Origin of the sequence: Clostridium sp. MCC344 (assembly GCF_018785365.1) — a bacterium.
Classification (GTDB): domain Bacteria; phylum Bacillota; class Clostridia; order Lachnospirales; family Lachnospiraceae; genus Pilosibacter.
On record NZ_WQPQ01000020.1, the window covers coordinates 346,965 to 357,980 of the forward strand.

11 protein-coding genes are annotated in these 11,016 nt (G+C 50.0%); 10 read left to right on the top strand and 1 reads right to left on the bottom strand.

Annotated elements, in window-relative coordinates; all coding sequences use genetic code 11:
- Positions 1 to 53: 53 nt before the first annotated feature.
- Positions 54 to 311 carry a hypothetical protein gene (locus GPK90_RS06385; protein WP_118532737.1) on the top strand — a complete coding sequence of 86 codons (258 nt, stop codon included), beginning with the start codon at positions 54 to 56 and terminating at the stop codon, positions 309 to 311.
- 110 nt (positions 312 to 421) lie between these two features.
- Here the strand turns inward: GPK90_RS06385 and rpmB are convergent, their stop codons facing one another.
- Positions 422 to 607, bottom strand: coding sequence for a 50S ribosomal protein L28 (rpmB, locus tag GPK90_RS06390; RefSeq protein WP_015554580.1), 186 nt, complete (start codon positions 605 to 607; stop codon positions 422 to 424).
- A 252-nt stretch (positions 608 to 859) separates the two neighbouring features.
- Here rpmB and GPK90_RS06395 point away from each other — a divergent pair, with 252 nt between their 5' ends.
- From GPK90_RS06395 to GPK90_RS06435, 9 genes are all read left to right on the top strand, one after another.
- On the top strand, positions 860 to 1,216 hold the full coding sequence (locus GPK90_RS06395) for an Asp23/Gls24 family envelope stress response protein (RefSeq protein WP_015554579.1): 357 nt from the start codon (positions 860 to 862) through the stop codon (positions 1,214 to 1,216).
- A gap of 16 nt (positions 1,217 to 1,232) precedes the next feature.
- Complete coding sequence (locus GPK90_RS06400) at positions 1,233 to 2,939, top strand: DAK2 domain-containing protein (protein WP_118514091.1); 1,707 nt, start codon at positions 1,233 to 1,235, stop codon at positions 2,937 to 2,939.
- Positions 2,940 to 3,150: 211 nt separating this feature from the next.
- Entirely contained in the window at positions 3,151 to 5,214 is a 2,064-nt protein-coding gene (gene recG / locus GPK90_RS06405) for an ATP-dependent DNA helicase RecG (protein ID WP_483879999.1), read from the top strand.
- Positions 5,215 to 5,235: 21 nt separating this feature from the next.
- A complete protein-coding gene (locus tag GPK90_RS06410; RefSeq protein ID WP_118298154.1) occupies positions 5,236 to 5,742 on the top strand; it encodes an HD domain-containing protein in 507 nt (168 codons plus the stop codon).
- A gap of 60 nt (positions 5,743 to 5,802) precedes the next feature.
- The gene (locus tag GPK90_RS06415; protein WP_118532735.1) at positions 5,803 to 6,369 is read left to right on the top strand and encodes a GNAT family N-acetyltransferase; all 567 of its coding nucleotides are present in this window, start codon (positions 5,803 to 5,805) and stop codon (positions 6,367 to 6,369) included.
- A 162-nt stretch (positions 6,370 to 6,531) separates the two neighbouring features.
- The gene (locus GPK90_RS06420) at positions 6,532 to 7,491 is read left to right on the top strand and encodes a DUF4340 domain-containing protein (RefSeq protein ID WP_215702526.1); all 960 of its coding nucleotides are present in this window, start codon (positions 6,532 to 6,534) and stop codon (positions 7,489 to 7,491) included.
- Between the two features lie 146 nt (positions 7,492 to 7,637).
- A complete protein-coding gene (locus GPK90_RS06425; RefSeq protein ID WP_215702527.1) occupies positions 7,638 to 8,180 on the top strand; it encodes a chromate transporter in 543 nt (180 codons plus the stop codon).
- Complete coding sequence (locus GPK90_RS06430) at positions 8,180 to 8,764, top strand: chromate transporter (RefSeq protein WP_118321109.1); 585 nt, start codon at positions 8,180 to 8,182, stop codon at positions 8,762 to 8,764. Before GPK90_RS06425 ends, GPK90_RS06430 begins: the two co-directional genes overlap by 1 nt.
- A gap of 319 nt (positions 8,765 to 9,083) precedes the next feature.
- Complete coding sequence (locus GPK90_RS06435) at positions 9,084 to 11,003, top strand: DNA gyrase/topoisomerase IV subunit B (RefSeq protein ID WP_215702528.1); 1,920 nt, start codon at positions 9,084 to 9,086, stop codon at positions 11,001 to 11,003.
- The last annotated feature ends 13 nt before the right edge of the window (positions 11,004 to 11,016 follow it).

Genomic DNA, 11,016 nt, shown 5'->3' on the forward strand with positions numbered 1-11,016 from the left:
AAGGTACTGAATAGTTACAACACGGAAGTATAAAGATGGAGAGGAGGACTTTTATGGGACCAATTTTTGAGGGTGATGGATGGTTCTGCGTGATAGCGATCATTGTTTCGAAGCTTTTAGCGGATATTCCCTGGCTGTCAGATCAACTGAGACTCCCGGGAATCGTGATGATCTCACTGATTTTTGCCCTGTTTTACGGGCCGGAACCAAAGCGGATCTCGAAAAAAATTTTCGTGGGAGGAGTAGTGGCCCTTATGGTCGCTTCGCTGCTTGGAGAGCTGGTCGGGAATTTTATTGGAAAAGGTATCTGAATCGTTCTGTTGGGAATTCAGATCTGAATAAAAAAATATGCGGGCACATGAAAAAGGCACCCTCACATGAGGATGCCTTCATTTCATTTCCCTATCTTGTAAAAGGAGGATTAAGCTCTCTCAACGAGACCGGATCTTAAGCAGGAAGTGCATACATACATCTTGCGGGAGCCGCCGTTAACCTTAACCTTTACAGATTTTACATTCGCGTTCCAGATTTTATTGGATCTTCTATGGGAATGGCTTACTCCATTACCAAAGTGAGCCGCCTTTTCGCAAATAGCACATTTAGCCATGATTCCACCTCCTTAATCATTCATACGGTTGGATGCAAAAATCCATAACATGGATATCATAGCAGAAGATTGCGTATTTTGCAAGCAAAATTTTTAAAAATTTCACATTTTTTTGAAAAATAGGTGGAATCCCATGGACAGAGAAAACGGGATATGGTATATTAAGGTTATCAAAGTTCAATAAGAAAGGAACTTTTGCGCCTTGATATCAGGATACGGCGCTTATAATCAGTAGGAATGGAGGCTTAGCGTATGAAGGGATGTATTAACAATAAAATGGGACAGATCCAGATCGACACCGATGTTATCGCTCTTTATGCCGGCACGACAGCGGTAGAATGCTTTGGAATCGTGGGAATGGCTGCAGTAAGTATGAAAGACGGTCTGGTAAAGCTTTTAAAGAGAGAAAGCCTGACTCACGGAATCAATGTTACGATCAATGATAATGCAATTGAAATCGACTTCCACGTAATCGTATCCTATGGCGTCAGCATCTCGACCGTAGCGGATAACCTGATCGAGAGTGTGAAATACAAAGTAGAAGAGTTCACGGGAATGCCGGTTGAAAAGATCAATATCTTTGTTGAAGGCGTTCGAGTGATAGATTAAGGAGGAAGTAAAATCCATGGAATTAAAGTCCGTAGATGCCGCTCTCTTACAGAAAGCGGTTCTGGCCGCAGCGAAAGGCCTTGAGGCAAAAAAAGAATGGATTAACGAATTAAACGTATTCCCGGTTCCGGACGGAGATACGGGCACGAATATGACCATGACGATCATGGCGGCTGCGAGAGAAGTGGCAGCGATCGAAAATCCGACAATGGAATCCATCGCGAAAGCCCTCTCATCCGGTTCCTTAAGAGGCGCCCGCGGTAACTCCGGCGTTATCTTATCCCAGTTATTCCGCGGCTTTACAAAGGAGATCAAGGAATCCAATGAGATTACCGTGACAACTCTGGCAAACGCGTTTACCCGCGCGACTGAGACTGCTTATAAAGCAGTTATGAAGCCGAAGGAAGGTACGATCTTAACAGTTGCAAAGGGAATGGCAGAAAAGGCCGTTGATCTTGCGACACAGACTGACGATGTGATCGACTTCCTGACCCAGGTGATCGAGGAAGGTGACTATGTATTAAGCCAGACTCCGGAGATGCTCCCGGTATTAAAACAGGCGGGTGTAGTTGACTCCGGCGGACAGGGTCTGATGCAGGTCATGAAAGGCGGTCTTGACGGTCTTTTAGGAAAAGGGATCCCGTTTGATGCGGTCGCTCCGGCCTCCGGAAATGAAGGATCCGCAAAGCCGAAGGTGGCTGCAGGAAGTGATGATCTTTCCACATCGGATATTAAATACGGCTACTGCACTGAGTTCATCGTAAACGTGGAAAAACCGTACGATATGGAGGAAGAGCAGAAGTTTAAAGGATATCTGGAATCCATCGGTGACTGTGTTGTCGTTGTCTCCGATGACGATATCATCAAAGTCCATGTTCACACGAACCATCCGGGTCTCGCGTTCGAGAAAGGCTTAACCTACGGTTCCCTTTCCAGAATGAAAATCGACAATATGCGCGAGGAACACCACGAGCGTCTGATCCAGAACGCGTCGAACGTTGCCCAGACACCGGATGCCCCGGCGGAGGCAAAAGAAGAAGCTCCGGCTGCCGATGAGCCGAGAAAGCCATACGGATTTATCGCTGTCTCCATCGGCGAAGGTCTCGGCGAGATCTTTAAGGGGATCGGTGCCGACTATCTGATCGAGGGCGGCCAGACGATGAACCCGAGTACCGAAGATATGTTAAATGCCATCGATAAGGTCAACGCTGACGTGATCTATATCCTTCCGAACAACAAGAACATCATTCTTGCCGCAGAGCAGGCAAAGAGTCTTGTGGAAGATAAGAAGATCTTCGTCGTTCCGTCAAAGACCGTACCGCAGGGAATCGCAGCTCTCATCAACTTCCTCCCGGATCTTTCTCCGGAAGAGAACCTTGAGAACATGACTGCTGAGATGGGACATATCCGTACCGGCCAGATCACCTACGCAGTCCGTAATACAAACATTGACGGAATGGAGATCCACGAGGGCGATATCATGGGAATCGGCGATTCCGGCATGCTGGCAGTCGGTCAGGATGTGGAGGAGACGGTTCTTGAAACCTTAAAACGCATGGTGGATGATGAATCAGAACTCATCAGCGTCTACTACGGCGAAGATGTAACGGAAGAGAAGGCCGAAGCGCTCGTAAAGAAGGCGCAGGAAGCATTCCCGAACTGTGAAGTGGAATTAAACGACGGCGGTCAGCCGATCTATTATTACCTGCTCTCTGTAGAGTAAGCAGAAAAGTGTCCCGGAAATTGCAGGAACCGCTCAGAGTGTTTCTGTACGATCCTGTATTTCCCGACATATGTACAACGACAGAAAAAGCTGCTCCTTTTGGTCAAGAGACCTGACGAGGCAGCTTTTTCCGTTGCCGCCCGGTTGAAAGGAATAGTCCGCGGCGGATCCTGGCATGCAGATATGAGGCCAGAAGAAATGAGAAAGGAGCATGAAACCGATGGCAAACGACCAGTCCATAGAGACCTTAAAAGGGATCGGAGAAAAAACAGCAAAACTTTTTGAGAAAGTCGGGATCCGCACCATCGATGACCTGCTCCATTACTATCCGAAGGGATATGACACGTACGGGGAGCCGAAGGCGATCGGCGAGCTCTCCGAGGATGAGACCGGCGCTGTAGAGGGCTTTTTAAAGAGCGGAGCGACCGGCGTCCATATCAATGGGCTCTCGATCGTCCAGGCGACGATCAGCGACATGACAGGGAAACTGCGCCTTGTCTGGTATCATATGCCGTACCTGAAAAATACGCTCCGTCCGGACAGTCACTTTATTTTCCGCGGACGTGTGATCCGGAAGAAGAACGGTCTCACAATGGAACAGCCCCAGATGTTTAAACCGGAGGCATATGAGGAACTTTTATCCAGCATGCGCCCGGTCTATGCACAGACAAAAGGTCTTGGAAATAAGACGATCACCTCCGCAGTCGAACAGGCGCTCGCGATCCGCACCCTGGAGAGGGATTATCTTCCGGCCAGCTTAAGGATCTCCAACGAACTTGCGGAGTATAATTTTGCGATCGAGCACATCCACTTTCCGGCAAACGAGGAAGACCTGAGATTTGCGAGAAAGCGGCTCGTCTATGACGAGTTCTTCTTCTTTCTTCTGGCTGTGCGCCATTTAAAGGAAAAACGCCAGAACATCCGGAGCCCGTTTCATGTAGAAAAGCAGGAAGAATGCAGAAGACTCCTGAAAGATCTGCCGTACAGGCTCACGAATGCCCAGCTGAGGACCCTGGAGGAGGTGCTGGGAGACTTAAAGAGCGGCTCCGTCATGAACCGCCTGATCCAGGGAGACGTTGGTTCCGGCAAGACGATCATCGCGGTCCTGGCACTCCTGGCGGTCTGTGAAAATGGGTATCAGGGCGCGCTGATGGTCCCGACTGAAGTCCTCGCGAGACAGCACTATGAGTCTGTGGCGGAATTGTTTGCCGCACATGGAGTCGAAAAGGAAGTGGTGCTCATCACCGGATCCATGACGGCAAAGGAAAAACGGCTTGCCTACGAAAAGGTTGCTTCGCACGAAGCAGATATCATCATCGGCACGCATGCCCTGATCCAGGAGAAGGTCGTCTATGACAATCTGGCGCTCGTCATCACGGATGAGCAGCACCGTTTCGGCGTCGCCCAGCGGGAAATGTTTGGAAGCAAGGGACAGTTGCCGCATGTGCTCGTCATGAGCGCGACGCCAATCCCGAGGACCCTGGCGATCATCCTGTACGGGGATCTCGACATTTCTGTAATTGATGAACTTCCGGCGAACCGTCTCCCGATCAAAAACTGCGTGGTCGACAAGAGCTACCGCCCGCGCGCCTACCGTTTTATCGAAAACGAGGTAAAAAATGGGCGCCAGGCATACGTGATCTGCCCGATGGTGGAGGAGAGCGAGATGATCGAGGCGGAGAATGTCCTGGACTACACGAAGATTTTAAGGGAAAATCTGCCGGGGATCCGGGTCGAATACCTCCACGGAAAGATGAAGGGAAAAGAGAAGAATAAGATCATGGAAGAATTTGCCGCAGGGAATATCCAGGTCCTAGTCTCCACCACCGTTATCGAGGTCGGCGTCAATGTGCCGAACGCAACGGTGATGATGATCGAGAATGCCGAACGGTTCGGTCTTGCACAGCTCCACCAGCTTAGGGGGCGCGTCGGGCGCGGAGACAAGCAGTCCTACTGCATCATGGTCAACGCGTCCGGAAACAAGGAGAAGAACCGGCGTCTGGAGGTCCTAAATAAATCCAACGACGGCTTTTACATCGCTTCCGAGGATCTCAAACTCAGGGGTCCGGGGGATCTCTTCGGGATCCGCCAGAGCGGCGATCTCGAATTCCAGCTGGCGGATATCTATACGGATGCCGTGACACTGAAAAAGGTGTCCGAGGATGTGAACCGGCTTCTGGCGAGGGATGAGAACCTGGAAGAGGAAGAAAACCGGGAACTGAGAAAGCGGCTTGACCGGTTTATGGAAGAGAAGTACGAGAAGCTGAATTTATAGAAAAAGAGGAGAATGACACACATGACGAGACTTGATGAACTCTTATATGAAATGACACGCTATGACGATAAGGATGTACGACGGATCCAGCACTTTTTAAAGGTGCATGAGTTTGCGAGACTGATCGGTCTCGCGGAGAACCTCGATCCATACACCCAGGAGGTCCTGGAGGCCGCAGCGATCGTTCATGATATCGGAATTCACAAGGCAGAAGAGAAATATGGACGGAATACCGGAAAATATCAGGAGATGGAAGGTCCGGGAGAGGCACGGACGATGCTCACGGCGCTTTCCTGGCCGCAGGAGGTCATTGACCGCGTCTGCTATCTCGTGGGACACCACCATACCTACGACAACATTGACGGAATGGATTACCAGATCCTCGTGGAGGCGGACTTCCTTGTCAATCTCTTTGAGGACGGCTCCACGCCGGATATGCAGAAAAACGTATTTATCCGGAATTTCCGGACGGAGGGCGGAAAACGCCTGTTCCGCCTGATGTTCGAGAGCGGAGAAAACGAAAAATAAACCGCCTGGACCCAATGGTGCCGGGCGGCAACGACGATTGAAAGTAAGAGGAAAGAATCTATGATGATCGAACTGAAACAGGTATTTTCAGGAAAGCGCCTGGAGGAGGTCCATGCACTCTATGAGACCGCCTTCCCGGCATGTGAGAAAAAGCCGTTTTCCATGATCACCGCCGGTCAGGAGACAGGACTTGTCGAGATCCTGGCGATCGAGGAGAATAACGGATTTCTCGGTCTCGCCATCATGGCGAAAGCGGGAGACCGCGTCCTGCTCGATTATTTTGCGATCGCTGATCAGGCGCGCGGACATGGCGTGGGATCCGCAGCACTTAGGGCACTTCGCGGGAAATATCAGGGCATGCGGCTCATCATTGAGATCGAGAGTACAAAATGTGTGGATGAGGAGGAACTTTTCCTTCGTACACGCCGGAAGAAGTTCTATCTCCGGAATGGGTTCACGATGCTGCCCTACGATATCGATCTCTGGGGAACCGAGATGGAGATGCTGTCGAACGGAATGCCGTGCTCCTATGAGGAATATCTGGATATCTACACGACTGCGTTCGGGGAAGAGGTCTCGGACCGGATCCACTTTTTGCGGGAGGTTCCGGCGGCGGAGGAAATCTGATCACAGATAGAGCAGAAATGATCCGCATGGGACCGCGTGATCAGGGATATTGCCGCTGTGGAAAGAAAAGGTATGGCAAATTCACAAAAAGTACACAGTGGTGTGCTATAGTTGGCACAAATAAAGCTTTGCCAACAATTAACGATGAGAGGATTACAAAATATGAAAAAACATGTATTATTAGGAGCACTGCTCCTGACTGCAGCACTTTCTGCAAGCATTACCGGCTGTTCTTCTTCCGGCACAAAAGAATCCGGCTCTCCAAAGGTGGAAATCGCTGAGATCCGTGATGAGACCGTGGAACCTGACTTTTCCGGCGCTGATATCGAGGTATATTCCTTAAATGCACCGATCGACTTCGATTATTCCAGTGCGGACACCGACATGATCTTTAAAAAGAAGGACGGAGTATGGCTGGATGCCATGGATTCCGCGATCCCGATCAATCAGGATAAATTTGATGCGATGGCCCGGAACTTCTTAAATCTCCACGCAGTTTCCGAGATCGCGGATGCAGACGGCAGTGGTCTTTCTTCTTACGGGCTGAGCGAACCGGCATATACGGTTACGATCACAGATGGAGAAAAAGGAGCAATCACCATGGATATCGGAAATCAGGACGCCGATGGCAATTATTACCTTTCCGATGAAAAGAAGATCTACACGATAAAGGCTGCCACCGTGGATTCCCTGGTATTCGATTACGCTACACTTGTTGTCCGTGACGGTCTTGATCTTCAGATCTCCCCATCGGATATTCAGAGTGTCTCCATCACAATGGATGGAAAGACAACGACCATCAGCAGCTCCGATACGGAAGCGATGACGAAGATCGCAGACGGGATCAACAACCTCAAGGCATTTGATTATGCGAGCTATCATATTCTGAGTCAGGAACTTACAAATGCAGACCTGACGACGGATACGCGCAACACCTTCCAGGCAGAGCTTACGGTAAACGGAGAGAAGAAATCTCTCACAGTCTATGTCGGAACCTATGCAAATCCAGATCAGACATACCGTTATATCCAGCTTGACGGTTCCAACATGATCATGGTGGTCGACAATAATGTCGTTTTGAATCTTTTAAACGGAATGATCCCGGAAAAAGATCTTCAGTAATGCGGAAGAGACTTGTTTTGCAAAGTTTCTGAGAATTTTTCAGGTCAGAAGGCAAGGAAAAGGAGAGAGAATCTACCTTTTCCTTGCCTTTTTTTCTTGTTTGAGCTATTATAATACATAACTTTGAAAATAAAGGAGAGAAAAACATGAATCGATTACTCGATCTCTTCCTTACGTTTGCCAGAATCGGCGGTCTTACCTTTGGCGGCGGATATGCGATGCTTCCGATCCTCCAGAGAGAAGTCGTTGAGAAAAAAAAATGGACAACGGAAGAAGAACTTATGGACTATTACGCGATCGGACAGTGTACTCCGGGCGTTATCGCGGTAAATACAGCGACTTTCGTCGGTCAGGGACTCGCAGGTCCGATCGGCGGTATTGTTGCAACCCTGGGAGTTGTATTCCCGTCCCTGATCATCATCACGGTCATCGCAGCGTTTATCCAGAACTTCGCACACCTTGCGATCGTCCAGAACGCTTTCGCGGGGATCCGTGTCTGTGTCTGCGTCCTGATCTTCAATGCGGTCGTAAAGCTCTGGAAAAAAGCGGTCGTCGATAAGCCGACACTTGTGATCTGCGTGCTCGTGATCCTCGGCTCCGCGCTGACAGATCTTTCCCCGATCGTATTTGTAATTTTTGCGGCGGTTATTGGAATTATCCTGAAGAATAAGGAGGTGGCTTCCAAATGATGATCCTGATCCGATTATTCTTCGAATTTTTCAAAGCCGGACTCTTCGCGATCGGCGGCGGAATGGCGACACTGCCGTTCCTCTATAATATCTCCGACAAGACCGGATGGTTCACTTACGGACAGCTTGCCGATATGGTGGCGATCTCCGAGTCCACACCGGGACCGATGGGCGTCAACATGGCAACCTATGTCGGCTTTACAACGGCCGGACCGGTCGGCGCAGTCATTGCCACACTCGGTCTGATCACACCGTCGATCATCGTGATCCTGATCATTGCCGGCTTCTTAAAGGCATTTAAGACAAACAAATATGTCCAGAACGCCTTTTACGGTCTCCGCCCGGCCTCCACAGGCCTGATCGCGGCGGCAGGACTTTCCGTCCTTTCACTGGTCCTTCTTCATAAGGACGCCTTCGCGGCGAGTGGAAAGATCACAGACCTGATCAGTATCCGCAGCATCGTCCTTCTCGTAGTGCTCTATTATTTCACCGCGATCTGTAAAAAAACAAAAGGACTTCACCCGGTAGCGTTCATCGCGGCTTCCGCTGTGATCGGGATCGTACTCCGGTTCGGTGGAGTATAAATTTCAGTACATCAGCCTGTGGGGGATCTTCCGCAGGCTTTTTATTTACGCGAACAGCGAGCCAAAGTCCGCGCTTGCGCGAGACCTTGACGACTGTCGCGATAACAAGGGGAAACCCGCGAAACGTGTTTTTACCCGTTTCTCGAATATATGTTCGATAGAAAACACTTGCAATTCTGGAAGTTTTAAGTGTATAATAGGAAAAGCTGACTACAAAACATGGCCGGAGCATTATGCAGCGGCCACGAAAATAAAAATGAAACTGCGGCGGGGAAATGCTCTCTGCCGCAGTTTATGACTTATAATTGGAGGTCTTTACATGGCGAAAGCACAGTATAATGCTGACAGTATCACCGTACTGGAAGGACTGGAGGCAGTCCGCAAACGTCCCGGAATGTACATCGGAGGCGTTGGAACTAAGGGCTTAAACCATTTGATATACGAAATCGTCGACAATGCGGTGGACGAGCACCTGGCCGGATTCTGTACAGAGATCACGGTAACGCTGGAGGCGGACGGATCCTGTACCGTAAAAGACAACGGCCGCGGGATCCCGGTGGAGATGCACAAAAAAGGCGTCTCCGCAGAGCGCGTGGTCCTCTCAACTCTTCACGCGGGCGGAAAATTCGACAATAATTCCTATAAGACCAGCGGCGGACTTCACGGCGTCGGTTCTTCTGTTGTAAACGCTCTGTCGGAACGGATGAAGGTCAAAATTTCCAGAGATGGAAAAGTATATTATGATGAATATGAGAAAGGGCATCCGGTCGTTGAGCTGAAGGACGGCCTTCTTCCGGTGATCGGAAAATCGAAGGAAACGGGAACGGAGATCAACTTCCTGCCGGATCCAACGATCTTTGAGAAGACAAAATTCAAGGCGGAGTGGCTGAAGAGCCGCCTTCATGAATCTGCATACTTAAACCCGAAGCTGATCCTTCACTATGTAAATAAACGTGCGGGCGAAGAGGAAAGCGTAACTTACCATGAGCCTGACGGGATCGTCGCTTATGTCCGTGAACTGAACAACGGAAAAGAACCGATCCATGAGTCGGTATATTTTAAGGGCAGTGTAGACCAGATCGAAGTGGAAGTCGCATTCCAGTTTGTGGACGCCTTTGAGGAGAATATCCTCGGATTCTGCAACAACATCTTTACCCAGGAGGGCGGATCCCACCTGGTGGGCTTTAAGACGAAATTTACCCAGCTGATCAACTCCTACGCGAGGGAACTCGGCATCTTAAAGGAGAAAGACAGCAACTTTACCGGTGCTGACACGAGAAACGGCATGACGGCCGTTGTCGCCGTAAAACACCCGGATCCGATCTTTGAGGGACAGACAAAGACAAAACTTGCCAGTGCCGATGCGACAAAGGCCGTGTTCACGATGACAGGGGAGGAGCTGGAGCGCTTCTTTGACCGTAACCTTGACACCTTAAAAGCGATCATCGCCTGTGCAGAAAAATCCGCGAAGATCCGGAAAGCGGAGGAAAAAGCAAAGACAAACATGCTCTCTAAGTCAAAGTTCTCCTTCGACAGCAACGGAAAACTTGCAAACTGCGAGAGCCGTGATCCGTCGAAATGTGAGATCTTCATCGTCGAGGGAGATTCCGCCGGCGGTTCCGCAAAGATGGGAAGAAACCGTCAGTTTCAGGCGATCCTGCCGATCCGCGGAAAGATCTTAAACGTGGAAAAGGCATCGATGGACAAGGTTCTGGCAAACGCCGAGATCAAGACGATGATCAACGCGTTCGGCTGCGGATTTTCTGAAGGTTATGGAAATGACTTTGATATCACAAAACTGAAATATGATAAGATCGTCCTGATGACCGATGCCGATGTGGACGGAAGCCATATCGACACCCTGCTCCTGACGTTCCTCTACCGCTTTATGCCGGAGCTGATCTACGACGGTCACGTTTATATCGCGATGCCGCCGCTCTACAAGGTCGTTCCGAAGCGCGGGGAAGAGCGCTATCTGTACGATGACAAGGCGTTAGAAGAGTACAGAAGGAGCCATTCCGGGGACTTTACGCTTCAACGCTACAAAGGTCTCGGTGAGATGGACGCGGACCAGCTCTGGGAGACGACTTTAAACCCGGAAAACCGTGTCTTAAAGCGGGTGGAGATCGAAGATGCCCGTATGGCGAGTGAGGTGACGGAGCTTCTGATGGGAAGCGATGTCCCGCCGAGAAAGAAATTTATCTATGATCATGCCGATGAGGCGGAGATCGACGCATAAAAGGAGAAGTTAC

What these genes read in the sequence shown, in the direction of transcription:
- GPK90_RS06435 (WP_215702528.1), top strand. Translation starts at nt 9,084, where the DNA reads ATGGCGAAAGCACAGTATAATGCTGACAGTATCACCGTACTGGAAGGA.
- GPK90_RS06415 (WP_118532735.1), top strand. Translation starts at nt 5,803, where the DNA reads ATGATGATCGAACTGAAACAGGTATTTTCAGGAAAGCGCCTGGAGGAG.
- GPK90_RS06420 (WP_215702526.1), top strand. Translation starts at nt 6,532, where the DNA reads ATGAAAAAACATGTATTATTAGGAGCACTGCTCCTGACTGCAGCACTT.
- GPK90_RS06430 (WP_118321109.1), top strand. Translation starts at nt 8,180, where the DNA reads ATGATCCTGATCCGATTATTCTTCGAATTTTTCAAAGCCGGACTCTTC.
- recG (WP_483879999.1), top strand. Translation starts at nt 3,151, where the DNA reads ATGAAACCGATGGCAAACGACCAGTCCATAGAGACCTTAAAAGGGATC.
- GPK90_RS06385 (WP_118532737.1), top strand. Translation starts at nt 54, where the DNA reads ATGGGACCAATTTTTGAGGGTGATGGATGGTTCTGCGTGATAGCGATC.
- GPK90_RS06410 (WP_118298154.1), top strand. Translation starts at nt 5,236, where the DNA reads ATGACGAGACTTGATGAACTCTTATATGAAATGACACGCTATGACGAT.
- GPK90_RS06425 (WP_215702527.1), top strand. Translation starts at nt 7,638, where the DNA reads ATGAATCGATTACTCGATCTCTTCCTTACGTTTGCCAGAATCGGCGGT.
- GPK90_RS06395 (WP_015554579.1), top strand. Translation starts at nt 860, where the DNA reads ATGAAGGGATGTATTAACAATAAAATGGGACAGATCCAGATCGACACC.
- GPK90_RS06400 (WP_118514091.1), top strand. Translation starts at nt 1,233, where the DNA reads ATGGAATTAAAGTCCGTAGATGCCGCTCTCTTACAGAAAGCGGTTCTG.
- rpmB (WP_015554580.1), bottom strand. Translation starts at nt 607, where the DNA reads ATGGCTAAATGTGCTATTTGCGAAAAGGCGGCTCACTTTGGTAATGGA.